The 24,009-nt window shown below is 60.2% G+C and carries 28 protein-coding genes; 14 read left to right on the top strand and 14 right to left on the bottom strand.

Going from position 1 to position 24,009, the window contains the following annotated elements; translation table 11 throughout:
- The first annotated feature begins 1 nt into the window (after position 1).
- Positions 2-934: a D-2-hydroxyacid dehydrogenase gene (locus tag GXB78_RS16220; protein WP_329516100.1), complete on the top strand. Its 933-nt coding sequence runs from the start codon at positions 2-4 to the stop codon at positions 932-934.
- 91 nt (positions 935-1,025) lie between these two features.
- On the opposite strand, the gene GXB78_RS16215 is transcribed toward GXB78_RS16220, so the two are convergent.
- On the bottom strand, positions 1,026-1,619 hold the full coding sequence (locus GXB78_RS16215; RefSeq protein ID WP_329516099.1) for a nitroreductase family protein: 594 nt from the start codon (positions 1,617-1,619) through the stop codon (positions 1,026-1,028).
- A 165-nt stretch (positions 1,620-1,784) separates the two neighbouring features.
- On the opposite strand from GXB78_RS16215, the gene GXB78_RS16210 reads away from it, so the two are divergent.
- Complete coding sequence (locus GXB78_RS16210; protein WP_329516098.1) at positions 1,785-2,234, top strand: YcgN family cysteine cluster protein; 450 nt, start codon at positions 1,785-1,787, stop codon at positions 2,232-2,234.
- A 121-nt stretch (positions 2,235-2,355) separates the two neighbouring features.
- On the opposite strand, the gene GXB78_RS16205 is transcribed toward GXB78_RS16210, so the two are convergent.
- The 4 genes from GXB78_RS16205 to GXB78_RS16190 all read right to left on the bottom strand — a co-directional run bounded on the left by GXB78_RS16205 (position 2,356) and on the right by GXB78_RS16190 (position 4,523).
- A complete protein-coding gene (locus GXB78_RS16205; RefSeq protein ID WP_133335271.1) occupies positions 2,356-2,733 on the bottom strand; it encodes a YgaP family membrane protein in 378 nt (125 codons plus the stop codon).
- A gap of 81 nt (positions 2,734-2,814) precedes the next feature.
- On the bottom strand, positions 2,815-3,285 hold the full coding sequence (locus tag GXB78_RS16200) for an RNA methyltransferase (RefSeq protein ID WP_007911337.1): 471 nt from the start codon (positions 3,283-3,285) through the stop codon (positions 2,815-2,817).
- A gap of 131 nt (positions 3,286-3,416) precedes the next feature.
- Positions 3,417-3,788, bottom strand: coding sequence for a YajD family HNH nuclease (locus tag GXB78_RS16195; RefSeq protein WP_003222612.1), 372 nt, complete (start codon positions 3,786-3,788; stop codon positions 3,417-3,419).
- 48 nt (positions 3,789-3,836) lie between these two features.
- Complete coding sequence (locus tag GXB78_RS16190; RefSeq protein WP_329516096.1) at positions 3,837-4,523, bottom strand: spermidine synthase; 687 nt, start codon at positions 4,521-4,523, stop codon at positions 3,837-3,839.
- Positions 4,524-4,603: 80 nt separating this feature from the next.
- Here GXB78_RS16190 and GXB78_RS16185 point away from each other — a divergent pair, with 80 nt between their 5' ends.
- Complete coding sequence (locus tag GXB78_RS16185) at positions 4,604-4,888, top strand: hypothetical protein (RefSeq protein WP_329516095.1); 285 nt, start codon at positions 4,604-4,606, stop codon at positions 4,886-4,888.
- Here the strand turns inward: GXB78_RS16185 and GXB78_RS16180 are convergent.
- Together GXB78_RS16180 and GXB78_RS16175 are read right to left on the bottom strand one after the other, a co-directional pair.
- Positions 4,885-5,358: a cyclic nucleotide-binding domain-containing protein gene (locus tag GXB78_RS16180; RefSeq protein ID WP_042607432.1), complete on the bottom strand. Its 474-nt coding sequence runs from the start codon at positions 5,356-5,358 to the stop codon at positions 4,885-4,887. The genes GXB78_RS16185 and GXB78_RS16180 overlap by 4 nt on opposite strands.
- A 203-nt stretch (positions 5,359-5,561) precedes the next feature.
- On the bottom strand, positions 5,562-7,616 hold the full coding sequence (locus GXB78_RS16175; RefSeq protein WP_329516094.1) for a S9 family peptidase: 2,055 nt from the start codon (positions 7,614-7,616) through the stop codon (positions 5,562-5,564).
- Between the two features lie 236 nt (positions 7,617-7,852).
- Here GXB78_RS16175 and GXB78_RS16170 point away from each other — a divergent pair, with 236 nt between their 5' ends.
- From GXB78_RS16170 to GXB78_RS16160, 3 genes are read left to right on the top strand one after another with little or no spacing between them, the layout of a single operon-like run.
- A complete protein-coding gene (locus GXB78_RS16170) occupies positions 7,853-8,350 on the top strand; it encodes an MFS transporter (RefSeq protein ID WP_329516093.1) in 498 nt (165 codons plus the stop codon).
- Between the two features lie 15 nt (positions 8,351-8,365).
- Positions 8,366-9,142 carry a class II glutamine amidotransferase gene (locus GXB78_RS16165; RefSeq protein WP_024012022.1) on the top strand — a complete coding sequence of 259 codons (777 nt, stop codon included), beginning with the start codon at positions 8,366-8,368 and terminating at the stop codon, positions 9,140-9,142.
- Positions 9,143-9,154: 12 nt separating this feature from the next.
- Positions 9,155-9,697, top strand: coding sequence for a DUF2937 family protein (locus GXB78_RS16160; RefSeq protein WP_329516092.1), 543 nt, complete (start codon positions 9,155-9,157; stop codon positions 9,695-9,697).
- A 90-nt stretch (positions 9,698-9,787) separates the two neighbouring features.
- Here GXB78_RS16160 and GXB78_RS16155 read toward each other — a convergent pair whose 3' ends face one another.
- Positions 9,788-10,702 carry a LysR family transcriptional regulator gene (locus GXB78_RS16155; RefSeq protein ID WP_329516091.1) on the bottom strand — a complete coding sequence of 305 codons (915 nt, stop codon included), beginning with the start codon at positions 10,700-10,702 and terminating at the stop codon, positions 9,788-9,790.
- Positions 10,703-10,861: 159 nt separating this feature from the next.
- Here GXB78_RS16155 and GXB78_RS16150 point away from each other — a divergent pair, with 159 nt between their 5' ends.
- The 4 genes from GXB78_RS16150 to GXB78_RS16135 all read left to right on the top strand — a co-directional run bounded on the left by GXB78_RS16150 (position 10,862) and on the right by GXB78_RS16135 (position 14,584).
- A complete protein-coding gene (locus GXB78_RS16150) occupies positions 10,862-12,148 on the top strand; it encodes an MFS transporter (protein ID WP_329516090.1) in 1,287 nt (428 codons plus the stop codon).
- A gap of 62 nt (positions 12,149-12,210) precedes the next feature.
- Complete coding sequence (locus GXB78_RS16145) at positions 12,211-12,963, top strand: 5-oxoprolinase subunit PxpA (RefSeq protein ID WP_329516089.1); 753 nt, start codon at positions 12,211-12,213, stop codon at positions 12,961-12,963.
- Positions 12,960-13,664 (top strand): 5-oxoprolinase subunit PxpB, encoded by a 705-nt coding sequence (gene pxpB / locus GXB78_RS16140; protein WP_329516088.1) that lies wholly within the window; start codon positions 12,960-12,962, stop codon positions 13,662-13,664. The genes GXB78_RS16145 and pxpB overlap by 4 nt, the downstream gene beginning before the upstream one ends.
- On the top strand, positions 13,661-14,584 hold the full coding sequence (locus GXB78_RS16135; RefSeq protein ID WP_329516087.1) for a 5-oxoprolinase subunit C family protein: 924 nt from the start codon (positions 13,661-13,663) through the stop codon (positions 14,582-14,584). Before pxpB ends, GXB78_RS16135 begins: the two co-directional genes overlap by 4 nt.
- An 88-nt stretch (positions 14,585-14,672) precedes the next feature.
- On the opposite strand, the gene GXB78_RS16130 is transcribed toward GXB78_RS16135, so the two are convergent.
- Together GXB78_RS16130 and GXB78_RS16125 are read right to left on the bottom strand one after the other, a co-directional pair.
- Positions 14,673-15,851, bottom strand: a complete 1,179-nt coding sequence (locus GXB78_RS16130) for a vWA domain-containing protein (protein WP_329516086.1) — start codon at positions 15,849-15,851, stop codon at positions 14,673-14,675.
- Positions 15,852-15,863: 12 nt separating this feature from the next.
- Complete coding sequence (locus GXB78_RS16125) at positions 15,864-16,709, bottom strand: AAA family ATPase (protein WP_076566454.1); 846 nt, start codon at positions 16,707-16,709, stop codon at positions 15,864-15,866.
- Between the two features lie 224 nt (positions 16,710-16,933).
- Between GXB78_RS16125 and GXB78_RS16120 the strand changes: the two genes are divergently transcribed.
- Positions 16,934-17,431, top strand: a complete 498-nt coding sequence (locus GXB78_RS16120; protein ID WP_329516085.1) for a helix-turn-helix domain-containing protein — start codon at positions 16,934-16,936, stop codon at positions 17,429-17,431.
- Here the strand turns inward: GXB78_RS16120 and GXB78_RS16115 are convergent.
- Complete coding sequence (locus tag GXB78_RS16115; RefSeq protein WP_329516084.1) at positions 17,428-18,504, bottom strand: DUF748 domain-containing protein; 1,077 nt, start codon at positions 18,502-18,504, stop codon at positions 17,428-17,430. The two genes, GXB78_RS16120 and GXB78_RS16115, sit on opposite strands and share 4 nt — an antisense overlap.
- A gap of 152 nt (positions 18,505-18,656) precedes the next feature.
- Here GXB78_RS16115 and cysK point away from each other — a divergent pair, with 152 nt between their 5' ends.
- Entirely contained in the window at positions 18,657-19,631 is a 975-nt protein-coding gene (gene cysK, locus GXB78_RS16110; protein ID WP_329516083.1) for a cysteine synthase A, read from the top strand.
- Positions 19,632-19,815: 184 nt separating this feature from the next.
- Positions 19,816-20,754, top strand: coding sequence for an aspartyl/asparaginyl beta-hydroxylase domain-containing protein (locus GXB78_RS16105; protein WP_329516082.1), 939 nt, complete (start codon positions 19,816-19,818; stop codon positions 20,752-20,754).
- Between the two features lie 55 nt (positions 20,755-20,809).
- On the opposite strand, the gene GXB78_RS16100 is transcribed toward GXB78_RS16105, so the two are convergent.
- Positions 20,810-20,971: a hypothetical protein gene (locus tag GXB78_RS16100; protein WP_329516081.1), complete on the bottom strand. Its 162-nt coding sequence runs from the start codon at positions 20,969-20,971 to the stop codon at positions 20,810-20,812.
- 35 nt (positions 20,972-21,006) lie between these two features.
- Positions 21,007-21,429 carry a hypothetical protein gene (locus GXB78_RS16095; protein WP_329516080.1) on the bottom strand — a complete coding sequence of 141 codons (423 nt, stop codon included), beginning with the start codon at positions 21,427-21,429 and terminating at the stop codon, positions 21,007-21,009.
- A gap of 552 nt (positions 21,430-21,981) precedes the next feature.
- Between GXB78_RS16095 and GXB78_RS16090 the strand changes: the two genes are divergently transcribed.
- On the top strand, positions 21,982-22,845 hold the full coding sequence (locus tag GXB78_RS16090; RefSeq protein ID WP_329516079.1) for a DMT family transporter: 864 nt from the start codon (positions 21,982-21,984) through the stop codon (positions 22,843-22,845).
- A 99-nt stretch (positions 22,846-22,944) separates the two neighbouring features.
- On the opposite strand, the gene GXB78_RS16085 is transcribed toward GXB78_RS16090, so the two are convergent.
- Positions 22,945-23,853 carry a DMT family transporter gene (locus tag GXB78_RS16085; RefSeq protein WP_329516078.1) on the bottom strand — a complete coding sequence of 303 codons (909 nt, stop codon included), beginning with the start codon at positions 23,851-23,853 and terminating at the stop codon, positions 22,945-22,947.
- Between the last annotated feature and the right edge of the window lie 156 nt (positions 23,854-24,009).

Here is a 24,009-nt window from a genome sequence, read left to right as displayed (position 1 = left end):
GATGCGCGTTCTGATTGCTGAACACGACCACGCGATATACGCCCGCCTGCTGCGTCAGGCGCTGCCTGAACTGGAAGTCCTGACCAGCGGCGACTCCGCCGAACTGGCGCGTCAGGCCGCCGATTGCCCGGTGTGGCTGGGCCAGCCTGATCTGCTGGCGACCCTGTTGCGCCAAGGCCACCAACCGCAATGGCTGCAATCGACCTGGGCCGGCATCACGCCGCTGCTCGCCGACGGCTTGCGCCGCGATTATCGCCTGACCCGCGCCGTGGGGATTTTTGGTCAGGTCATGGCCGAATACGTTTTGACCTACATCCTCGGCCATGAGCGCGAAGTGCTGGCGCGGCTGGTCAGCCAGGTCGAGCGCAAGTGGGACAACCGCAGCGGCCAGAGTCTGGTCGGGCGCAAGGTGCTGATCGTCGGCACCGGTGACATCGGCCAGAGTGTCGCGCAATTTCTCCTGCCGTTCGGCGTCGAGCTGTACGGCATCGCCAGCAGTGCCCGCGAACAGGCGCCGTTTGTCGAAGTCGGCGCGCTGGCCGATCTGCCGCGACTGGTGGGCGAGGTGGACTACGTGGTCAATCTGCTGCCGAACACTGAACACACCCACGATATCTACGACGCTGCGCTGTTCAAGCAATTCAAGCCGACCGGCTTGTTCATCAATGCCGGCCGCGGTGTGGCGGTGGTCGATGCCGATCTGGTCGAGGCCTTGAAAGAAGGGCACCTGGCCGGCGCGGTAATCGACGTCTGCCGTCAGGAACCATTGCCGCAACGCCATCCGTTCTGGACCGCCTGGGGCTTGCTGCTGACCGGACACAGCTCGGCACCAACGTCGCCGGCGCTGATGGTGGATTTGTTTGTCGAAAATCTGAAGGCGTACGAGGCGGGAGAGGCGTTGCGCGGGGAAGTGGATTTCAACCGCGGATATTGAGCTGTCATCAAAAGATCGCAGCCTTCGGCAGCTCCTACAGGGGAATGCATTCCAGATGTAGGAGCTGCCGAAGGCTGCGATCTTTTGCTTTTTAGAGGGTGAAATCGCCCTCGGCCACCAGCTCGCTCAGCGGACGACGCGGGCTCGGCGTTTCGCGGGCTTGCAGGTACTCGGCCAGGGTGGCCTTGTCACCGAGCTTGCCCACCGCCACCGCTGCATGCAGGGCGTATTCCTCAGGAATGTTCAGTTCCTTGCGGGTCAATTCCTGATCGAAGCCGGCCATGCCATGGGTGTGCCAGCCGCTGAGGCTTGCTTGCAGGGCCAGATGGCCCCAGGCCGAACCGGTATCGAAGGTGTGCCACAGCGCTGGGGATTCTTCCGCCGCACCCGGCGCAGTGAACGTGGTCTTGGAAATAACGATCACCAGCGCCGAAGCATGTTGCGCCCAGCTGCGGTTGAATTCGTTGAGCAGGCCCAGATAACGCTCCCAGTTCGGCGTATCGCGACGTGCATAGAGGAAGCGCCACGGTTGCGAGTTATACGCCGACGGCGCCCAGCGCGCGGCTTCGAAGAAACTCAGCAGGGTCTCTTCAGCAATCGCTTCGCCGGTGAAGGCGCGCGGCGACCAGCGGTCAGTGAACTGCGGGTGAATGGCGTAATCGGCAACGCGAGGGGTGGCACTCATGCACGGATTCCTTGCAACGGATGGGTAAGAAGTTCGCTGCAAAACCCTACTGGGCGGCGCTGGGGCTGACAAGTGGATTTACCGACAGTCGCCAGCGCTTGGCCCTCGCGCTCACTGGCACTAGACTGGCGGCCTTTTCACCACCCTGATGTTGATGCTTGAACCATGGCCGCCATAGTCGAACCGTTCTGGAAACGCAAAACCCTCGATCAACTCGATCACGAGGAATGGGAATCGCTGTGCGACGGCTGCGGTTTGTGCTGTCTGCAAAAGCTTGAGGATGAGGAAGACAACAGCGTCTATTACACGCGCATCGCCTGCAAACTGCTGGATTTGAAAACCTGCCAGTGCAGCGACTACCCAAGCAGGATCAAGTTTGTGCCTGACTGCATCCAGCTAACGCCGGGTCAGGCGGAAGAATTCAAATGGCTGCCGCCGACCTGCGGTTATCGTCTGGTCAGCGAGGGCAAGGATCTGCCGTTATGGCATCACCTGGTGTGTGGCGATCGCGACGCGGTGCACCATGAGCGGATTTCCCAATCCGGGCGCATGCTCGCCGAAGGCAGCGTGCCGGAGGATGACTGGGAAGATCATCTGATTTTTCGCGCGGGCTGATGAGGTAGTGGGTTGTTGAACCCGTAAAGATCAAAAGATCGCAGCCTGCGGCAGCTCCTACAATGGAAAACGTGATTCCGCGTAGGAGCTGCCGCAGGCTGCGATCTTTTGCTTTAAAGCCTCAGACGCCGGCTTTCGGTGAGGTCAGCGAATCATTGCCGGTAACCGTCGCCGTTTCGGTGGCCACTTCGGCGTTGGTCTTCAGCTTGTTCAGTTCTTCCCCGGCGCGTTCGATCTTCGCCCGTACGTTGCTCATGTCCTGACGGCCTTTTTCCAGCAGGCTTTTCGCCGAGCAGTGCCCGGTAATGCCACGGGCCACGGCCATGCCGCCGAGCGCCACTTGAATCAGGCCGAACACGCCGCCACGGCGCAGGCCCTTGCCGACCATCAGCACGCCGCCGGTCAACGAGCCGACGCGCTCCCAGCCATGCACGTTCTTGTGCGAAGGCGACTGGAACGGGGTGGATTCGATGCGTTCTACGCGTTTGAGCTCGCTCATGATCTATCTCCAGGCAGGGTGCGATTGATAGATAAGCTGACTGCCGGGGCGGTCAGCTTGTTCCATCGAATGTGCGACGCTTCAGCGGAATTTCGGCCCGGAGCGGGTGTTCAAGCCTTTGGCCATGCGATCGTAGAGCACGACGTTGACCGTGGCGGCGAGGTTCATGCAGCCGGTGGTCGGGATGTACACGACGTCTTCGCACCAGTCGCGGATCTCTTTATCCAGCGAACCGTCTTCCGGGCCGAAGATGTACAGGGCGCGATCCGGGTGGGTGTACTCAGGCAATGGGCGGGCGCCTTCGACCAGTTCCACAGCGACGGGCACGCAGTTGAGCGGAAGGATTTTTTTCAGGTCGTCGATGCCGATCAACGGGATGTCGTAGTGCACGCGTTTGGTGTCGGTGACGAAATCGGCGGCGCGTTCATAACGCTTGCCGGTGTAGAACACCGACGCCACGCCATAACAGCCTGCGGCGCGCATCACCGAACCGACGTTTTCCGGTGATTTGGGGTTATACAAACCAATGCAGCTGTACCGTTTGTCTGCCACGAGCGGGGTGCCTTCGGGAAAAAGAGGGCGATTATACGGGGATAAGATCAAAAGATCGCAGCCTTCGGCAGCTCCTACAGTTGAAAGGCGTACACCGTGTAGGAGCTGCCGAAGGCTGCGATCTTTTGCTTTTAATCTTCTTTTTTCATCAGGCCAGCCAGGGCTGCAAACGGGTTATGCGTGGCCTTGGCGATCTTCGGTGTGCTCAGCGAGCCGTCGCCGAAATACTGCTGGTCGGTATAGCGCGAGTGTTCGTTGTCGTGGCAATACAGGCACAGCAGTTCCCAGTTCGAGCCGTCCTGCGGGTTGTTGTCGTGGTTGTGGTCGCGGTGGTGCACGGTCAGTTCGCTCAGGCGCTTGCCGGAAAACTCACGGGCGCAGCGGCCGCAGACGTGCGGGTACATCTTCAGGGCCTTGTCGCGGTAGCCCATTTCCTTGTCGCGCTGGTTGTCGGCGAGGATGCGGTCCAGCTTCGACGTGTTGGTGGGGGTGGACGAACTCATGGGTTCACCTTTGTAAAAGACTGATGACGGTTATGCGCAGAGTTTAGCTCAGCCCTTGAGCTTCTCGGCAATCCAGATCGTATGGCGGGTGCCCTTGTTGCCGTGGGCGAAGACCTGGACTTCTTCGGCCTTGAACCCGGCCTTCTTCAATTTGTCGGAAAACTGCCGGTCGGCGCTGGCCGACCACACGGCCAGCACGCCTTTGGGGCGCAGCGCTTTGGCGCAGGCATTCAGACCAGCGGCGGAGTACAGCCAGCTGTTGGCCTTCTGGGTCAGGCCTTCGGGACCGTTGTCGACGTCGAGCATGATCGCGTCGAAACCGATCGGCTCGCTTTGCAGCACGTTGGCCACGTCTTCCATACGGATCACCGTGCGCGGATCGAGCAATGGCCGGCCGGACTTTTCCCCGAGCGGGCCGCGATTCCACTCGACCACGCCCGGCACCAGCTCGGCGACCACCACTTCGGCGGACTTGCCCAGATGCTTGAGTGCCGAGGCGAGGGTGAAACCCATGCCCAGGCCGCCGATCAACACCCGCGAATTCGGCCGGCCAGCGACCTTGCGGCAGGGAATCTCGGCCAGCGCATCTTCAGAACCGTGCATGCGCGTGTTCATCAACTGCCCGCCGTCGCCACCCTGGATCTTGATGACGAAGTCCTCGCCATACTCGAACAGGCACAGGGCACCGCCGTTTTCAGGGATCGGGGTGGTGTCGAGCAGAACGAAACGTTTCATGGAAATCTCTACAAGGGGGAAGGCAAGCAGGCGCGTTGGGAGTAGCCTGAGCACAGACTAGAAGCCAAACGGAGCCCTTGATGAAGCGCACCATTCTAACGGTCATTACCCTGGCCGCGCTCGCGATTACTGCGGTGCAGGCCCAGCAGAGCGTTCCGGTCAGCCCGACGCCGCAACCCGGCTCGCCCGGCACCGCGACGCCGACACCGTATCCGCAAATCACCCCGATCACCCTGCCCAAGTCGGGCGCCGGCAGCGGCAGCCCGCCGCTGGTGCCGATCGAAATGCCCAGCCCGCCGAGCAAGGATCAACCGGTGCCGGGCATCGAGCCGAACGGCACCAAGGTCAAATCCCCCGGCGGTTAGACCTGTTGCGCGGCGAGTTGGCCGTCGGCCATGCGCAGGCGTTTGGACAGCGAGACGGCGAGGGCGCGGATGATCTTCGCGGCGATTTTCGGTGCGTCGTTGAGCATTTTTTCCAGCGAGTCCTTGCCAAGGTTGAGCAACTGACAATTGCTCGCAGCGATGCAGGTGGCCGAACGGCGCTCGCCATCGAGCACGGCCATTTCACCGAAGGCGCGGCCGCTGCGCAGGGTGGCCATGGTGATCACCTGGCCGTCGACGCCGGTCTTCTGCACGGCGACCTGGCCGGTGTGGATGATGCACATGAAACTGCCGGCATCGCCCTCACGAAAAATCGCCTCGCCTTCAGCCACGGTGCTGATGCTGAAGTAACCGGAAGCGGCCGCAAAGTCGGCCAGCTGCAATTGATCGAACAGGCCACAGTCCATCAGCCAGTCGCGAATTTCGTTGTTCAGGAAGGTCGGTTCGGACATGTCGATGCGGTCTTTTTGTTTTCACATTTCAAGGTTTACACCCATCCCCTGTGGGAGCGAGCCTGCTCGCGAAAGCGGTTGGTCTGACATCGATGATGTGAATGACAGATCGCATTCGCGAGCAGGCTCGCTCCCACAGGGACATTTCCGGTGTATCGGCCTGCGCGGTCTGCTGTTAAGACCCAAGCCACCCGCAGAGTTCCTCAGGCAATTCCCAAAACCTTGAACACAAACGCATATTCGAGTGCTACGTCACGTAATCCCTGATAGCGCCCGCTCATGCCGCCATGCCCGGCGCCCAGTTCGGTCTTGAGCAGCAGGACGTTGTCGTCGGTCTTGGTTGCGCGCAATTTCGCTACCCACTTGGCTGCTTCCCAATACTGCACGCGGCTGTCGTTGTAGCCGGCGATCACCAGCAGCGGCGGATAAGCCTGCGCGGTGACGTTTTCGTACGGCGCGTAAGCCTTTATCCGATCATAGACGTCCGGTTCTTCCGGGTTGCCCCATTCGTCGTATTCGGTGACGGTCAGCGGCAGTTCGGGGTCGAGCATGGTGTTGAGCACGTCGACGAACGGCACTTCGGCAATCGCCACGCCGAACAGGTCCGGACGCTGATTGAGCACCGCGCCGATCAATAAACCACCGGCGCTGCCGCCGCTGATCGCCAGTTTATCCGCCGTGGTGATGCCGTTGAGGATCAAAAACTCAGCGCAGGCGATGAAGTCGCTGAAGGTGTTGTGTTTGTGTTCCTGCTTGCCGGCGCGATACCAGGCTTCGCCCAGCTCGCCGCCGCCGCGTACGTGGGCGATGGCGAAGGCCATGCCGCGATCGAGCAGGCTCAGGCGCGCGTGGGAAAACCACGGATCGAGACTGGAGCCGTAGGCACCGTAACCGTACAGATACAGCGGCACGGGTTTGCCCACCATCTCGCGCTTCATCACCAGACTGATCGGCACCTGCGTGCCGTCCGGGGCGGTGGCCCATAGACGTTGGCTGACATAGGCGTCGGCATCAAATTGGCCGAGTACCGGGGTTTCCTTGAGCACCGTTTGCTCGCCGCTGGCGAGAATCAACTGGCGCACCTGAGCCGGGCGATTCAACGCTTCGTAGCGCAAACGAATGCGATCGCTCTCGAATTCCAGGCTGTTTTGCACATGGAGGCTGTAGGCCGCATCGGGCAATTGCACGCGATACGACGCCTGGCCCTGCGGGTGAACCTCAATGATCGGCAGGCCACCTTCGCGCAGGCTCAAGGTCATCGCCTCTGCGTTGAGGCTGACGCCGTCGAGCATCACATCATCGTTGTGCGGGATCAGGTTCTGCCAGTCGGCCTCGCTTGGCGGCACGCCAGTGTCCGGGGCCTGATACAGGGCGAAGTTGATGCCGTCGCGGTTGGTGCGGATGAACCAGGTCCAGACGCCATCGAGCAGGCCGTGGTCGACGTCGTATTCGTGATCTTCGACCCGTGGCGCCAGGCAGCTGAATGGCAGATGCGGCTGATTGGCGTCCAGCGCCCAGACTTCGCTGGTGGTCTTGCTGCCCAGCGACAGCAGCAATTGCTGCTCGGAGCTGGCGCGGTAGCAATGCAGGAAGAACCGCCCGTCCGGCTCGTGAAAAACCTCTTCGGCGGCAGTGCCATCGAGGCGATAGCGGAACAGTTTATGCGGGCGATGGGTGTCGTCGAGCACACCGAAAAACAGGGTCAGGCTGTCGTTGGCCCAGGTCATGCTGCCGTCGCAATCCTCGAATTCCAGTTCGCTGACCTTGTCGTTGGACAGCTCCTTGACGAACAGCGTGTAGATCTCGTCGCCCGAGGCATCGACGCTGTAGGCCAGACGCTGGTGGTCGGGGCTGATGCTGAATGCGCCCAGCGAGAAGAAACCGCCATTGGCCAGCGCGTTCGGATCGAGCAGTAGCTGTTCGCGGCTTTCGTCGAGCGTCAGGCTGTCGTCGGCCGGACGCGGGCAGCGGTAGTGCCGGGCGTATTCGTCACCGGCGGTGGTGCGCGTGTAATACAGATACGGGCCCCAGGGCGAGGGCAGCGACAGGTCGGTCTCGAGAATCCGGCCCTTGATCTCGTTGAACAGGCTTTCACGCAGCTCGGCCTGATCGGCGGTTTGCGCTTCCTGATAAGCGTTTTCAGCCTTGAGATAGTCGAGCACCGCGTCGGTGTCGCGCTCCTGCAGCCAGGCATACGGGTCGGCGCCGGGCGCCCGCTGGGCAATCGGGGCTGGGATAACATTGGCGGATTGGGGCATGGAAGGCTCTCGGACAATATTCGGAATTGGGTTTTTCGCAGGTCTTGAAAGCGCCGCAGCCCTTGTGGGAGCGAGCCTGCTCGCGAAAGCGGTGTGTCAGGCAACGCTGTTGCAACTGACAGTCCGTATTCGCGAGCAGGCTCGCTCCCACAGGGGCGGCTGCTGGCCGTCTGGTATTGGGACAAGCCGCATGGGCGAAAAGTCGTTACTATAAGCGCCTCTTTGCCTGCCTTGCCATGGACACCATGACCGAGAACGACTATCTGATCGCCTGGGGCCTCTACGCCTTTGCCGCCGTGGGCTGCCTGCTGGTATGGATGCGCCTGACCACCTGGATGTGGCGCTGGCTGCGCGAGCCGCTGCGTGTGCTGATGGCGGTGTTGCTGTTCAGCCCGACCATCGTCGATCCGGTGAAAGCCAAAGTTGCACCGGCCATCGCCATCACCGCCCTGGACATGCTGTTCAAGGTCGGCAACAACGCCTGGCGTGCGGTTTCCGATCTGTTCATGTACGGCATGATCGCTTTCGGGGTGTATCTGGTTTTCGTCTTGATCCGTATGCCGATCGAGCGCGCCTCGACAGCGCGGCGTGAACGCGCCGAGGCCGCCAAAGCCGCGGCCCGCGCCGAAGAGCGCGACGACGATCAGCCATTCGGCGGCGCCGGTGACGACCGCTACGGCCGCCCGCCAGTGCCGAACAATCCGCAGCGCATGCGAGTCGAGCCGCGTCTGTAACCCGAGAGTCCGCACATGTGTGAATTACTGGGCATGAGTGCCAACGTGCCGACCGACATCGTGTTCAGCTTCACCGGCCTGATGCAGCGCGGCGGCCGCACCGGCCCGCATCGCGACGGCTGGGGCATCGCCTTCTATGAAGGGCGGGGCTTGCGGCTGTTCCAGGACCCGGCAGCGAGCAGCGAGTCGGAAGTAGCCAATCTGGTGCAGCGTTATCCGATCAAGAGCGAAGTGGTCATCGGCCACATTCGCCAGGCCAACGTCGGCAAGGTCTGCCTGTCCAACACCCACCCCTTCGTCCGCGAACTGTGGGGGCGCAACTGGTGTTTCGCGCACAACGGCCAACTCGCCGACTTCACCCCGATCAAGAGTTTCTACCGCCCGGTCGGCGATACCGACAGCGAAGCGGCATTCTGCGATCTGCTCAACCGCGTGCGTGCAGCCTTCCCCGAGCCGGTCGATATCGAAGTGCTGCTGCCGGATCTGGTCGCCGCTTGCGCTGAATATCGCAGCAAAGGTGTATTCAATTGCCTGCTCAGCGACGGCGACTGGCTGTTCTGTTATTGCTCGACCAAACTGGCCCAGATCACCCGGCGCGCACCGTTCGGCCCCGCACGGCTCAAGGATGTCGATGTGATTGTCGACTTCCAGGCCGAAACCACGCCCAACGACGTGGTCACGGTGATCGCCACCGAGCCTTTGACCGAAAACGAAACCTGGACCCGCTACGAACCGGGCCAATGGAGCCTGTGGCGACGCGGCGAATGCGTCAGCCAGGGCAAGACCGAATAAGGATTTGCACCCATGTTGCTCAGTTATGTACGGCTGGTGTTGTTTGCGGCGGGCCTGTTGATCGGTGTGCAGGTGCCGGGGTTCATCAACGATTACGCCCAGCGAGTCGAAGCGCACTTGATCGAAGCGCAGACCGGCCTGCGCGGTTTCCAGGGCACCGCCGATCAGTTTTTCAAAGGCGACATGCAAGCACTGGTCGCGCATTACCGGGCCAGCGAAGACCCGATTTTCCGCAGCGATGCCGACAGCCTGAACACTTTGCTCACTCGTCAGGTGGCGCTGGATAAACAATTCCAGGCGATGCAAGGCCCGTGGTATGTGCGTTTCCTGCAAGTGGTCCTGGCCGCCGATTCGGACATTCGCAAGGAAACCTGGAATGGCTACAGCTATCAGATCCTGCTGACGCCAGAGGCAATGATCTGGGGCATGAGCGGGGCGTTGCTGCTGTCGTTCGGCGTCGAATGCCTGTTCCGCCTGATCGACTGGGTAGTACTCGGCGGCCGCCGTCTGCGCCAGAGCCGGCCGATCGAAGACCGCGACGTGCGCGGCCTCTAAAGGCCTCAGAGCAAAAGATCGCAGCCTTCGGCAGCTCCTTGGTGAATGTGAACACCTGTAGGAGCTGCCGAAGGCTGCGATCTTTTGCTTTCAGGCGTTCAAGACAATGTAACTGTCGCCCACTTTATCCGCATACCCCGCCAGCACCTCCTGACATAACGTCACTATCTCCTCGACCCACTCCACTCCGACCCGCCAGGACACCACCACCGGCAGATTCGCCGGCCGCTGCTCGATGTCGAGCACGATCAATTCGCCGCGCGCCAGCTCCTCGGTCACCAGCACCGGCGGCAGCGCGCCGATACCGAAGCCGTCGCGCAACAAGCGGGTGATCGCTGACACCGAATTCACGCAATTCAAACGTGGCGCCATGACGCCGTTGGCCTGCATCAGCGCGACGATATCCTGATGCGGTCGGGAGTTTTTCGAGTAGGTGATGATCCGCTCCTGTGCCAGTTCGGCGAGGTCGGCGTAGTTGCGGTTGTAGATCGAATTGCTGGCAACGATCCAGCCCAGCGGATGGCTGGCCAGCTCCAGGCTGCGCACGCTTTCCTGCCGGATCAGATCGGTTTGCAGCACCAGATCGAGGAAGCCTTTTTGCAGCTGATCACAGAGATTCAGTGCGGTATCCGCGACCAGTTCGATTTCCACTCGTGGGTACAGATCGGTCATCTGCGCCACCAGCGGGCTCAGCCAGGTATGAATCACCGTGTCCATCACGCCGATCCGCACCCGGCCGACCTTGCTCGAACGGGTCTCGATCGATTGTTTCAGCGCCGCCATGGTGTCGAGCATCTGTTCAGCGTAATCGAGCACCTTCAAGCCTTCCGGGGTCAGGCTGACGCCGCGTGAATCGCGCAGGAACAGCTTCACCCCCAGTTCGCCTTCGAGCACGGCGATGCGGCTGGAAATCGACGCCTGGGTGGTGAACAGCTTGTCGGCGGTCAGGCGAAAACTCTTCAGGCGCGCGACCCAGACAAAGGTCTCGAGAAACTTCAGGTTCATGGGCAAGGCTCGGCTGACAAATTTTTCTTATGCCTAAGGCGGGTTTTTATTCGTTGGACGGCGCAGGGCAGGGCGACGAAAAATCGGCGCATCCGGTTCCCACGATAGGCGTCGTCGGAGCTTCGAACAAGACCAATAAAAGCCCTGCGGAGATTTGCCATGAGTGCTCCCGACACCCTCCCGTTATCCAAGCCTGCGGCGCGTCCCGGGCCATTCGACTGGTACCGCAACATCAACCAGCAGGAACGCCGCACGTTCTGGAGCTGCAAGATCGGTTACGGTCTGGACGGCATGGACACGCAGATGCTCAGCTTCGTTGTGCCGACGCTGATCGCGATGTGGGGCATCACCACTGGCGAAGCGGGGCTGATTCACACCAGCACCCTGATCGCGTCGGCGATCGGCGGCTGGGTCGCCGGGATTCTCTCCGACCGCATCGGCCGCGTGCGCACCCTGCAACTGACGGTGCTGTGGTTCGCCTTCTTCACTTTCCTTTGCGGTTTCGCGCAAAACTATGAACAACTTTTGATCGCCCGGACCTTGATGGGCTTCGGTTTCGGCGGTGAATGGACTGCTGGCGCAGTGCTGATCGGTGAAGTGATCCGCGCCAGGGATCGCGGCAAAGCGGTGGGCATGGTGCAATCCGGCTGGGCGCTGGGCTGGGGTCTGACGGCGATTCTGTATGCGCTGCTGTTCTCGGTGCTGCCAGCGGAAGACGCCTGGCGGGCGCTGTTCATCCTCGGCATCGTGCCGGCAATATTCGTGATTTTTGTCCGCCGTCTGGTGAAAGATCCGGAAATCTATCGCGAAGCCAAAGCCGCGCAAACCCCGGACAACCCGGCGAAGTTCTACGAGATTTTCGCCCCCGGCATGCTGTTCACCACGTTTCGTGCCTCCTTGCTGACTACCGGCGCGCTGGGCGGTTACTACGCAATCACCTCTTGGTTACCGACCTTCCTCAAGAACGAGCGCGGGTTGAGCGTGCTCGGCACCGGTGGTTATCTGGCGATGGTGATCGTCGGTTCCTACGTCGGCTATGTGATCAGCGCTTATCTGACTGACCTGCTCGGGCGAAAAAAGAATTTCATTTTGTTCGCGGTCGGCTCGTTCACCATCGTTCTGCTGTACACGCAGATGCCGGTCAGCAATGGCGTGATGCTGTGGCTGGGCTTTCCGCTGGGCTTCTTCGCTTCGGGGATTTTCAGCGGCATGGGCGCGTTTCTCACTGAATTGTTCCCCACGCGGATTCGCGGCTCGGGTCAGGGTTTCTGCTACAACATCGGCCGCGCACTGGCGGCGTTGTTCCCGCTGTTGATCGGCCTGCTCAGCCAGAAAGTCCCGCTGAGCATGGGCATCGGTGCCTTCGCGGCGGTGTCCTACGGTGTGGTGATTCTGGCGGCGCTGAGCCTGCCGGAAACCCGTGGCAAGCAACTCGACGCGCAGTAACTGATAACCTGCAGGGCAGTGTCCTACAGATAAGAAGACCAGCAGCTACAGGAGTGTTCACCGTGAGCCGCCTGCTATTGAATTGCGACATTGGCGAGAGCTTCGGCAGCTGGACCATGGGTCTGGATGCCGAGGTCATGCCCTTCATCGATTGCGCCAACGTTGCCTGCGGTTTCCATGCCGGCGACCCGAGCATCATGCGCAAGACCGTGGCGCTGGCCCTTGAGCACCGCGTACAGATTGGCGCGCACCCGGCCTATCAGGATCTGGTCGGATTCGGCCGGCGCTCCATGGCCTATTCCGCGCAGGAGCTGCAAGACATCCTGCATTATCAGATCGGCGCCCTCGACGGCATCTGCAGGGCGCAGGGCGGGCGGGTCAGCTACGTCAAACCCCACGGCGCGATGTACAACGACATGATGGCCAACCCTGCGCAATTGCGTGCGGTGGTGCAGGCCGTGGCCGCTTATGATCGCAATCTTCCGCTGATGCTGATGGCGACCCGCGACAACGCTGCGGCGCAGCAGATCGGCGATGAATATGGCGTGACGCTGTGGTTTGAAGCTTTCGCCGATCGCACCTACGACAGCGCCGGCCGGCTGGTCTCCCGGCAACTGCCGGGCGCCGTGCATCACGATGCCGAAAAAATCATCGAGCAAGCGCTGACCATCGCCCATGGCGGCGAACTCAGCGCCAGCGATGGCAGCGCCTTGATCCTGCGCGCCAACACCTTGTGCGTCCACGGCGACAACGCCAGTTCGGTGGCCGCCGTGCAGCGCATTCGCCAGGCCTTGCAACAGTCGAGTGCGTCATGAATCCACGGGTTGAAGTGGTGGCGCTGGATTGCCTGATGCTGCGTCTGTTCGATGACATCGCCGAAGCCAACATGCCGTGGATGCTCGCCGCCAGCGAGCGCTTGCGCACGGTGTTTGGTGCGCAGCTGATCGATCTGGTGCCGTCCTATACGACGTTGATGGTGCATTACGACGTGACGCTGTTGAGTCCGGCGCAGGCGCGCGAATTGATCGCCGAGGCGTTGGTCGACCTGTCGCCAAATGCGCAAAGCGCTGGGCAGTGTCATGTCTTGCCGGTCTGGTATGACTTGCGTGTCGGCCCGGAACTGAGCCTGCTGGCCGAACGCAGCGGCCTCGCGGTGGAGGAGGTGATTCGTCGGCACAGCGCACGGGAATATCAGGTGTTCGCCCTTGGCTTTGCCCCGGGCTTTGCCTTTATGGGCCTGGTCGAAGAAATTCTCGCCGCGCCGCGCTTGAGCACACCACGCAAAAAAGTCGCTGCCGGCAGCGTTGGCATCGCCGAGCGGCAGACCGCCGCTTATCCAGTGGTCTCGCCCGGTGGCTGGAACCTGATCGGCCGCACCCCGGCGAAACTCTTCGATCGTCATCGCGACGGCTACAGCCTGATGCAGCCGGGCGACACGGTGCGCTTCGAGGTGGTCGATCACGCCGAGTTCGTTCGTCTGGGCGGCGACGACACACCATTGGAGGCGCTGGCATGAGTCGACTGACGATCGAGGCCAGCACGCCGCTGTGCCTGTTGCAGGACGCCGGGCGGTTTGGCGTGCGGCATCTGGGCGTGACCCAGGGCGGCGCGGCGGATTGGTGTTCCATGAGCTGGGCCAATTGGCTGCTTGGCAATGAGCTGGATGCTGCGGTGGTTGAAATCACCCTCGGCGGCTTTGCCGTAGTGGCTGAGGATGATTGCCTGCTGGCGCTGGCCGGGGCAGATCTCGGCGCGCAGATCGATGGACAGGCGCTGGCGCCGTGGCGCGGTTTCACGTTGCACAAAGGTCAGAGGTTGCGCTTTACCCAACCCTTGCTTGGCGCGCGGGCTTATCTGGCGGCTCCCGGCGGTTTTGCCGCGCCGTCCGTGTTGGGCAGTTGCGCGACGGTCGTGCGCGAAGAGCTCGGAGGGCTTGATGGTCTGGGCGTGCCGCTGACAAAGGGAGCGATCCTGAGTTATCACGGCGAACCCCGCCCGGTGCGTGACGTACCACAGACGCAGCAACCGGACCTGCGCTCGGATGAACCGCTGGATCTGGTGATCGGTGCACAGATCGGCCTGTTCAGCGGGCAAAGTCTGTTTGATGTCTTCAACAGCCCCTGGACAATCGACAGCCGCGCCGACCGCATGGGCATCCGCCTGCTGGGCGCGACGTTGCACTATCAGGGCGCGGCGATGATTTCCGAAGGGATTCCGCTCGGTGCGGTGCAAGTGCCACCGGACGGACAGCCGATTGTGTTGCTCAATGATCGCCAGACGATTGGCGGGTATCCGCGCCTGGGCGCGTTGACGCCGCTGGCACTGGCGCGATTGGCGCAGTGTCTGCCGGGAACGAAAGTGAGATTGAGGCCGGTGGTGCAGGACGCCGCGCACCGCGAGCATGTCGAGTATTTGCAGCGCTTTAAAGATCGCTAAAAGCTTCGCGAGCAGGCTCGCTCCCACAGGTAAAAGCATTCCAATGTGGGAGCGAGCCTGCTCGCGAAGGCGTTCGTCGGGTTAACGATTATTTGGAGAGAAACCGCATCCCTTCCTCAAGCCCACGCAACGTCAACGGATACATCTGATCCTCGATCAGATCGCGGACGATGCTGGTCGATGAGGTATAGCCCCACGTGTCCTTCGGATACGGGTTGATCCAGATAAGCTTTTTGTATTTCTCCATGAAGCGCTGCATCCACACGTAACCCGGCTCTTCGTTCCAGTGCTCGACGCTGCCACCGGCCTGGGTGATTTCGTACGGCGCCATCGCGGCGTCACCGATGAAGATCACTTTGTAGTCGGCGCCGTATTTGTGCAGCAGATCCTGGGTCGAAGTGCGCTCGGAAGTGCGGCGCATGTTGTTCTTCCACACTGATTCATAAATGAAGTTGTGGAAGTAGAAATACTCCAGATGTTTGAACTCGGTCTTGCAGGCCGAAAACAATTCCTCGCAGATCTTCACGTGCGCGTCCATCGAGCCGCCGATGTCGAACAACAGCAGCAGCTTCACCGTGTTGCGCCGTTCCGGGCGCATCTGGATGTTCAGCAGGCCGGCATCCTTGGCGGTGTGGTCGATGGTGCCGTCGATGTCGAGTTCTTCCGCCGCACCCTGGCGAGCGAACTTGCGCAGACGGCGCAGAGCGACCTTGATGTTGCGCGTGCCCAGTTCCACCGAATCGTCGAGGTTCTTGTATTCGCGCTGATCCCAGACCTTGACCGCTTTGCCCTGACGCTTGCCAGCATCGCCAACGCGAATGCCTTCCGGGTTGAAACCGCCGGAACCGAACGGGCTGGTGCCGCCGGTGCCGATCCATTTGTTGCCGCCGGCGTGACGTTCCTTCTGTTCTTCCAGGCGCTTCTTGAACTCTTCAATCAGCTTGTCCAGCCCGCCAAGGGACTGGATCTGTGCGCGTTCTTCGTCGCTCAGTGAGCGCTCGAATTCCTTGCGCAGCCAGTCTTCGGGAATCAGCGCCTGCAAGTGATCGTCGAGCTTTTCCAGGCCATTGAAGTAGGCGCCGAACGCCCGGTCGAACTTGTCGAAATGGCGTTCGTCCTTCACCAGAATCGCCCGCGACAAGTAATAGAACTCGTCCATGTCGGCGAAGGTCACGCGCTGTTTCAGCGCGTTGATCAGGTCGAGCAGCTCGCGCACCGACACCGGCACTTTGGCTGCGCGCATTTCGTTGAACAGGTTGAGCAACATGGCAGCAGCCTCTTAACGGGTGCCGCGCCGGCTCATGAATGCCAGACGTTCAAGCAGTTGCACGTCCTGTTCGTTCTTCACCAGTGCGCCTGCCAGCGGCGGGATGGCTTTGGTCGGATCGCGCTCGCGCAGCACGGCTTCGCCGATGTTGTCGGCCATCAGCAGTTTCAGCCAGTCGACCAGCTCGGACGTCGAAGGCTTCTTCTTCAGGCCTGGTACCTTGCGCACGTCGAAGAACACGTCGAGCGCTTCGCTGACCAGATCCTTTTTGATGTCCGGATAGTGAACGTCGACGATTTTCTGCAGGGTGCTGCGGTCGGGGAAGGCGATGTAATGGAAGAAGCAGCGGCGCAGGAATGCGTCCGGCAGCTCTTTCTCGTTGTTGGAGGTAATGATGATGATCGGGCGCTTCTTGGCCTTGATGGTCTCGTCGATCTCGTAAACGTAGAACTCCATCTTGTCGAGTTCTTGCAACAGGTCGTTGGGGAACTCGATGTCGGCCTTGTCGATTTCGTCGATCAGCAGAATCACCCGCTCCTCGGACTCGAAGGCTTCCCAAAGCTTGCCTTTCTTCAGGTAGTTGCGCACGTCGTGGACTTTTTCATTGCCCAGCTGCGAGTCGCGCAAACGGCTGACCGCGTCGTACTCGTACAGACCCTGATGGGCCTTGGTGGTGGATTTGATGTGCCAGGTGATCAGCTTGGCACCGAACGACTCGGCCAGTTGCTCGGCGAGCATGGTCTTGCCGGTGCCCGGTTCACCCTTGACCAGCAGCGGCCGCTCCAGGGTGATGGCGGCGTTGACCGCCAGCTTCAGGTCATCGGTGGCGACGTAGGCCTGGGTGCCTTCGAACTTCATCTGCAAATCCTCGAACGGTAACGCTGACCTTACGGGCAGGGCGGGGCGAAATAATCGGATGCCCGACTATAACGCGCACGCCGGTCGACTGTGAACGCAGACGGCTTATTCAGTCTCTGAATGGGGCGTCACATGTTGACTCAGTCTCGGCGGGTGGCCAGTATTCCGGTATCGCCGATTTGGCGATAGCCTTTCTTACTTGGTTAGTAAAAGGCAGAAAATCGATGTTACCCATGAAACGGCCGCGTCTGCGATCTGCGCACGTCCTGTCGGATTTCAGGTTGGCGCTGACATTTATCAATGGTCAGGAACTGACAGTTGATTTGGGGATGGATATTCATACTTATCCAGGTCTGCGGCCACTGCTTGATCGCGAAGTCTTTGCGACTGCCGCAGTCGGGGACGAGGGTTGGATCGTTGAATGGGTTGAACCTGACGTACAGATCGGTGCAGACACCTTGTACATGGATGCGCTAGCGCAAAATGCCCAGGATGAGAACACGCGCATTTTTATCGATTGGCGCGCCCGTACCGGACTTTCTCTCAGTGAGGCGGCCGAGGCGCTGGGTGTGAGCGCTCGTAGCATCAGCCGTTACAGCAACGGGCGTGAGGCAGTGCCACGTTCTTTGGCGTTGGCCTGTCTGGGCTGGGATTCGCTGCAACAGCGTTCATCGATAGCGGCCGAAGACACAGGTCGATATGTCGTCAACCGCAAAACTTAACCCTCATCCGGCTTCGGCCGCTCATATCGCGCATTGAAAGCCTGGATGAACCCATTGCGCAAAATCTGCAAAAACGCTTCGAACGCGTTGACATCCTGCTGGTGAACATTGCCGCTGAGCTGGACCCGGGTGGCGAACTGGTTTTTGTTCTGGTTCTTCAGTACCGTCTCGGTGCCGCCGACCAGCGCTTCCCAGATCGAGCGGAACAGGCCTTTGTTTTTGTTCTCGACGTCCTGTTGCCAGTTGAATACGTCGACATCGCGCAGCAGAGGTTTGATGTAGCCAGTGAGCCGGGCTTTCTCTGCCTTGGCTTCGATAACCACATCGCCGTGGCCGGCGTTGAAATCGAATTTGCCGTAGGCGGCGGCGAAGTCGTTCATGCGTTTGAGCTCGATGTCGCGGGCGCGCAGACGGAATTCGAAGTCTTCGAAGTTGCTCAGTGGATCGAAGGTGGCGGTGGTTTCCAGTGGCGCGTGGCCCAGCAGGAGCGCCTTGCCTTCGAAGCGGGCGTCGCGTTTGCCTTCCTTGTCGACCACGTTGGTCAGGTTATAGATGCTGGCGTTGACGTTGCTGGCATTCATGTTTACCGGCGGCTTGGAATTGAAGTTGCGGAACGTGATACGGCCGTCGTTGATCTGCACCTCATCAAGGGTGATCGGCAGCAGCTTGCCCAGTTGTTCTCGCCAGTCGGTGCCCTGACCGGTCTGCGAGTTCTGTTTGTTGGCGCCCCCGTCGACAAAGTTGATTTCGGGGTGGAGGAACTGCACCTGCGCGACTACGGCATGGTCGTACCACAGCGAATGCCAGCTCACTGACAGGTCGATCAACGGTGCATCGACGAACGGCACCGGCACCTTGCCGTCGACCTTGACGATTTTCAGGCCGTTGATTTTGTACGCGCCGCGCCACAGCGCGAGGTCGACGTCGGTGATCTGGCCACGGTAATCGCCCATGTCAGCGAGCTTGTCATTGAGGTAGTCGCGTACCAGATAGGGCAGGGCAAAGTGCAGGGCGACCAGCAGCACCACGACACCTGCCAGGGTCCAGAGCGGCCAGCTGTAACGACGCTTCATGAGAGTGTTCCTTGAACAGTTCCTTGATGAGGGTTCCATGAGGTTCAAAGCGATTGACTGCGCGCGTTCGCAGACGTTCGACCCGACTGGACTGTGATCGGCAACAGGCTTACCTTGAAAGGCTGAATTCAACGCTGCATAAGGACCCAGCCATGAGCCGTATCTACGCTGACAACGCCCATTCCATCGGTAATACGCCGCTGGTCCAGATCAACCGCATCGCGCCGCGTGGGGTCACGATCCTGGCCAAGATCGAAGGTCGCAATCCCGGTTACTCGGTCAAATGCCGAATCGGCGCCAACATGATCTGGGACGCCGAAAGCAGCGGCAAACTCAAGCCGGGCATGACTATCGTCGAGCCCACCTCCGGTAATACCGGCATCGGTCTGGCCTTTGTCGCCGCCGCGCGTGGCTACAAGTTGATGCTGACCATGCCGGCGTCGATGAGCATCGAGCGCCGCAAGGTCCTCAAGGCCTTGGGCGCGGAACTGGTGTTGACCGAGCCGACCAAGGGCATGAAAGGCGCCATTGAAAAGGCCGCGGAAATCGTCGCCAGCGATACCGACAAATATTTCATGCCAGCGCAATTCGATAACCCGGCCAATCCGGCGATTCATGAAAAGACCACCGGCCCGGAAATCTGGAACGACACCGACGGTGCCGTCGACGTGCTGGTGGCTGGCGTCGGTACCGGCGGAACCATTACCGGCGTCTCGCGGTATATCAAGAATACCGCCGGCAAACCGATTCTGTCGGTGGCGGTGGAGCCGGCGTCTTCGCCAGTGATCACGCAAGCGTTGGCCGGTGCCGAGATCAAGCCCAGCCCGCACAAGATTCAGGGCATCGGTGCCGGTTTTGTGCCGAAGAACCTTGATCTGTCGATGGTCGACCGCGTCGAGCAGGTGACTGACGAAGAGTCCAAGGCCATGGCTTTGCGGCTGATGCAGGAGGAGGGGATTCTGTGCGGCATTTCCTGCGGTGCGGCCATGGCAGTGGCCGTGCGTCTGGCGGAAAAACCGGAGATGCAGGGCAAAACCATCGTCGTGGTGCTGCCGGATTCGGGCGAGCGTTATCTGTCGAGCATGTTGTTCAGTGACCTGTTCACCGAGCAGGAGAATCAGCAGTAATCCTCTTGATTCAGATCAGGCGGGGTTCAGGTGCTGGATGTTAATAAAGGCTTTGTTGCGCAATGCTTAACACTGAATCTTGTGGCAGGCGGGTTTTTCCCGGAGCCGGGAGTGTTTATCATGGCCGGCTGCCATGCCGGTTAAAGGGCATTGCGCAGCGTTGTCTTTATTCAAGGAGTCGTTGATGACCGTTTCGTTTGCCGCCAAGGCGTTTGTGCTGTTGCTGTTTCTGGGCAGCACGCTCTATGTGCATTTGCGCGGCAAGGCGCGTTTGCCGGTATTGCGCCAGTTCGTCAACCACTCGGCGTTGTTCGCCCCGTACAACGCTTTGATGTACCTGTTTTCCGCAGTGCCTTCCAGACCGTATCTGGATCGCAGCAAATTTCCCGAGCTGGATGTACTGCGCGACAACTGGGAAACCATCCGCGACGAAGCCATGCATCTGTTTGACGAGGGCTATATTCGCGCTGCCGAGAAGAACAACGACGCCGGTTTCGGTTCGTTCTTCAAGAAGGGCTGGAAGCGTTTTTATCTGAAGTGGTACGACAAACCCCTGCCATCGGCCGAAGCGCTGTGCCCGAAAACCGTGGCGCTGGTCAGTGCCATTCCCAACGTCAAGGGGGCGATGTTCGCGCTGCTCCCGGGCGGCAGTCATCTCAACCCGCACCGCGACCCGTTCGCCGGCTCTCTGCGTTATCACCTCGGCCTGTCGACTCCCAATTCCGACGATTGCCGGATCTTCGTCGACGGTCAGGTCTACGCCTGGCGCGACGGCGATGACGTGATGTTCGACGAGACCTACGTGCACTGGGTCAAGAATGAAACCGATCAGACTCGGGTCATTTTGTTTTGCGACATCGAACGCCCGCTGAGCAACCGCCTGATGACCCGCATCAACCGATTCATCAGCGGCTGGCTCGGCCGCGCCACCGCGCCGCAGAATCTCGACGACGAACGCGTCGGTGGCATCAACCAGGCTTATGCCTGGAGCAAGCGTTTCAGCGACCGTTTCAGCGGCATGGTCAAACAGTGGAAACGCCGTCATCCCAAGGCCTACCGCGTACTGCGTCCGGTGCTGGCGGTGCTGGTGCTGACATTGTTGGGGTATTGGTTGTTTGGTTGACGCGGAATCAGCCATTGAAAAAAAACCGCTCTTCTGGAGCGGTTTTTTTGATGGGTCATGGACGGCCGGCGAGCAGGCTGGGCTCGTTCACGTCGGTTCCGGTTTCAAGAACTTGCAGAAAACGGCGCTGATTCGCGGATAATTCCAGTCGTTCAAGCTTTTCTGGCGGCTCGCGCAACTCCTTCTTGCTGGGGGATTTTCTTACGACTTTGCGCATACTCTCTCCCTCGCTGGTCAATAATTGAGCAGATGTCACGATACTTCACTCTCCACTGCTAGAACAAGGCGACCTTGCACATCAAAGGTAAAGCCGAGTTGTCGATAAACCGGAATGGCTCCCGGCATAGGTTCCTGAACTTCGATGATGCGGCTGCCAATGGTTCGGGCGAATTCATCGATGGCGAGCAATGCCAAAGCGGCGATACGGTTTTTTAGCGGGTGAATCTTTCCGGGTTTGCCCTCCAGCCGGACGATACGAATCCGGTGGCGGCTATTGTTGGGATTTGCGAAGCACAGCCCGCAGAGCTCTTGTTCAAACCAGATTGCTATATCCAGAGATAAAGGTTCTCGGGTTTTCCAGATAATGACGTCCTCCCACGAGAAAACCGGTTCTTCCCAAGCTCCATAAGCCGCCAGTGCTTGAGCATCGATAGGTTCGAAGCGGACTTTCGACATATCCGCTCCCGAAATGGATCGCATCTGCGCAGTCGCAAGATCCGCGCGCTTCCTCGCCTCCGACCGATAAACCTGATACCGCAAATACGTCCGTTCCCTTGGCATATGATCTCTTGCATTCCATGTCTCCTGACAATCCGTTGCCACGCCAAGCACCCTAACCACCCGGCGCCAAACTGTCGCTACCGGCCCTTCGCCCAAGTCATTGCAATCTGTGTCCCGGGCTGGTTATAGTCAGCCCGCGTGCGCCGCCTGGCTCGCGCTTTCATCTCTCCAATAAAGATCTGCATTCATGCCTGCATCTCTCATCAACGCGGTAGTCGGTTCAGCGGTCAACGCTGGCGTTGTGCCGTGCGGGAATCAGCAGCCTGTGCAGATCAGTCATTACCCTCCACCTGTCAGTAGCACGCCGGTGTGCGCAGTCGTATCGCCGCCGGGCGTTGGTGTCCGGGGCTGATCGGCAGTTGCTGCTGACCCCTGCGCCCGCCAGAAAAACCTACTGACTTTCAGCTTCGGCTGAGTTGGCTTCTTGCCTGACTACAGGTGGTATTCATGTTTGTCCTTTCGAAACAATCCGCGCTCGCGGCGGCGTCCACGAGCCTGTTCGTTCTGCTGTGGAGCAGCGGGGCGATTTTCTCCAAATGGGGTCTGGCCCATGCTTCGCCCTTTGCCTTCCTGCTGATTCGCTTCGCCATCGCCCTGTGCGGGTTGATGTTGCTGGCACCGCTGCTCAAGTTGAAGCTGCCCAAGGGCGGGCGGCCGATGTTGTTTGCGATTGCCACAGGTGTGGTGTTGTTGGGGGCGTATCAGATTTTCTATTTGCTAGCGCTCAACACCAAAGTCACCCCCGGTGTGATGGCTACCATCATGGGCGTGCAGCCGATTCTCACCGTGGTCTTGATGGAGCGGCAGCGCTCGGCCAGCCGCCTGTTCGGCCTGACGCTGGGGCTGGCCGGGCTGATCATGGTGGTCTATCAGGGTATCGGTCTGGCCGGGATGTCCTGGGCTGGCATGTTGTTCGGTTTGCTGGCGCTGGCGAGCATGACGCTTGGCTCGATCATGCAAAAACGCATCACCGAAAATCCGCTCGGTACGCTGCCAGTGCAGTACCTGGCCGGGCTGTTGCTGTGCGCGGTGTTTGTACCGTTCCAGCCGTTTCACTACGAACACAGCGCAGGCTTCATTGTCCCGGTGTTGTGGATGGGCCTGGTAGTGTCGGTGCTGGCGACGCTGTTGCTGTATCGGCTGATCGCGCGGGGCAATCTGGTGAACGTCACCAGCCTGTTCTATCTGGTGCCGGCGGTGACGGCGGTGATGGATTACCTGATTTTTGGCAATCGTCTGGCGGCGTTGAGTGTGCTGGGGATGCTGTTGATCGTTGTTGGGTTGGCTTTTGTGTTCCGTAAGACCGGATAGCCGATAGGCAGTTGGCTTTCGCGAGCAGGCTCGCTCCCACATTGGAATGTATTCTTGTGTGGGAGCGAGCCTGCTCGCGAATAGCTGCCGCAAAAAAATTTAACGGACTGACACCTCTGCAGGCTTCACCACCGCCGGCTTCAACACCAGCCACAACGCCGCCGCAATCAGCACCCCGCCATAAATGTGCGCCATCGACAACGGCTCATCCAGCAACAGCGCTCCCCACAACACGCCGAACGGCGGGATCATGAAGGTCACGGTCATGGATTTGACCGGGCCGATCGAGCTGAGCAGGCGGAAATAGATGATGTAAGCGAACGCCGTGCAGCCCAGGCCCAGGCCGAGCAGCGACAGCCAGACATGCCAGCCGCCCCAACTGCCCGGCGGCGCAGTGATGGTGCTGTAGGCGAACAGCGGCAGCAAAAACAACGTCGCCCCGAGCATGCTGCCCAATGCCGACAAACGGCTGTCCAGCCCACCGGCCTGATCCAGCCAGCGCCGCGCAAGAAATCCGGCAAAACCGTAGCAAGTGGTCGCCAGCAGGCAAGCGACCGCGCCCATTAGCAGTTGCAGATCGAAGGCCACGGGGCCAGCGCGCGTCAGCACGCCGACGCCGAACAGGCCGAGGAACACGCCGCTCAGCTTGGCCGCCGTGAGTTTTTCACTGAAGAACAGTCCGCCAATCAGCACGCCCATCAGCGGCGTGGTGGCATTGAAAATCGCCGAGTAGCCGGCCGGCAATACTTGCGCCGCCACCGAATACAGCGTCGCCGGAATTCCCGAATTGATCACGCCCAGCAGCATCACGGTTTTCAGCTTGCCCTTGAAATCCCAGCTGATGCGCATCAGCCCAAGGATCACCAGCAATCCGACAGCCGCAATCGACACGCGGAAGAAGCCGGTCGGGATCGTGCCGATCACCGGCGCAATGATGCGCATGAACAGAAAACTCGCGCCCCAGATAGCGGCCAGCGACAACATACGGAAAATATCGACAGGGCTCACGGCGGGCTCCTTGCTTGATCGGGACGAGAGTGTTGCCGAGCGTCCGGATCATGGCAACCGCTATTCGGGCTTTTAATTTTGCCTGCCGATGCATCGGCCCGGGAAAGCGCATCAACGGTCAGCCCTGTATCGGTTTTGGCAGAAATTGCGCTTTTC

Source organism: Pseudomonas moraviensis subsp. stanleyae (genome assembly GCF_036283065.1).
GTDB lineage: Bacteria > Pseudomonadota > Gammaproteobacteria > Pseudomonadales > Pseudomonadaceae > Aquipseudomonas > Aquipseudomonas stanleyae.
Note: the sequence above shows the minus strand (reverse complement) of the source record. Positions and strands in the feature narration are given on the sequence as shown.

Coding starts and splice junctions, on each gene's coding strand:
- GXB78_RS16220 (WP_329516100.1), top strand. CDS start 2: ATGCGCGTTCTGATTGCTGAACACGACCACGCGATATACGCCCGCCTG.
- GXB78_RS16215 (WP_329516099.1), bottom strand. CDS start 1,619: ATGAGTGCCACCCCTCGCGTTGCCGATTACGCCATTCACCCGCAGTTC.
- GXB78_RS16210 (WP_329516098.1), top strand. CDS start 1,785: ATGGCCGCCATAGTCGAACCGTTCTGGAAACGCAAAACCCTCGATCAA.
- GXB78_RS16205 (WP_133335271.1), bottom strand. CDS start 2,733: ATGAGCGAGCTCAAACGCGTAGAACGCATCGAATCCACCCCGTTCCAG.
- GXB78_RS16195 (WP_003222612.1), bottom strand. CDS start 3,788: ATGAGTTCGTCCACCCCCACCAACACGTCGAAGCTGGACCGCATCCTC.
- GXB78_RS16190 (WP_329516096.1), bottom strand. CDS start 4,523: ATGAAACGTTTCGTTCTGCTCGACACCACCCCGATCCCTGAAAACGGC.
- GXB78_RS16185 (WP_329516095.1), top strand. CDS start 4,604: ATGAAGCGCACCATTCTAACGGTCATTACCCTGGCCGCGCTCGCGATT.
- GXB78_RS16180 (WP_042607432.1), bottom strand. CDS start 5,358: ATGTCCGAACCGACCTTCCTGAACAACGAAATTCGCGACTGGCTGATG.
- GXB78_RS16175 (WP_329516094.1), bottom strand. CDS start 7,616: ATGCCCCAATCCGCCAATGTTATCCCAGCCCCGATTGCCCAGCGGGCG.
- GXB78_RS16170 (WP_329516093.1), top strand. CDS start 7,853: ATGGACACCATGACCGAGAACGACTATCTGATCGCCTGGGGCCTCTAC.
- GXB78_RS16165 (WP_024012022.1), top strand. CDS start 8,366: ATGTGTGAATTACTGGGCATGAGTGCCAACGTGCCGACCGACATCGTG.
- GXB78_RS16160 (WP_329516092.1), top strand. CDS start 9,155: ATGTTGCTCAGTTATGTACGGCTGGTGTTGTTTGCGGCGGGCCTGTTG.
- GXB78_RS16155 (WP_329516091.1), bottom strand. CDS start 10,702: ATGAACCTGAAGTTTCTCGAGACCTTTGTCTGGGTCGCGCGCCTGAAG.
- GXB78_RS16150 (WP_329516090.1), top strand. CDS start 10,862: ATGAGTGCTCCCGACACCCTCCCGTTATCCAAGCCTGCGGCGCGTCCC.
- pxpB (WP_329516088.1), top strand. CDS start 12,960: ATGAATCCACGGGTTGAAGTGGTGGCGCTGGATTGCCTGATGCTGCGT.
- GXB78_RS16135 (WP_329516087.1), top strand. CDS start 13,661: ATGAGTCGACTGACGATCGAGGCCAGCACGCCGCTGTGCCTGTTGCAG.
- GXB78_RS16130 (WP_329516086.1), bottom strand. CDS start 15,851: ATGTTGCTCAACCTGTTCAACGAAATGCGCGCAGCCAAAGTGCCGGTG.
- GXB78_RS16125 (WP_076566454.1), bottom strand. CDS start 16,709: ATGAAGTTCGAAGGCACCCAGGCCTACGTCGCCACCGATGACCTGAAG.
- GXB78_RS16120 (WP_329516085.1), top strand. CDS start 16,934: ATGTTACCCATGAAACGGCCGCGTCTGCGATCTGCGCACGTCCTGTCG.
- GXB78_RS16115 (WP_329516084.1), bottom strand. CDS start 18,504: ATGAAGCGTCGTTACAGCTGGCCGCTCTGGACCCTGGCAGGTGTCGTG.
- cysK (WP_329516083.1), top strand. CDS start 18,657: ATGAGCCGTATCTACGCTGACAACGCCCATTCCATCGGTAATACGCCG.
- GXB78_RS16105 (WP_329516082.1), top strand. CDS start 19,816: ATGACCGTTTCGTTTGCCGCCAAGGCGTTTGTGCTGTTGCTGTTTCTG.
- GXB78_RS16100 (WP_329516081.1), bottom strand. CDS start 20,971: ATGCGCAAAGTCGTAAGAAAATCCCCCAGCAAGAAGGAGTTGCGCGAG.
- GXB78_RS16095 (WP_329516080.1), bottom strand. CDS start 21,429: ATGTCGAAAGTCCGCTTCGAACCTATCGATGCTCAAGCACTGGCGGCT.
- GXB78_RS16090 (WP_329516079.1), top strand. CDS start 21,982: ATGTTTGTCCTTTCGAAACAATCCGCGCTCGCGGCGGCGTCCACGAGC.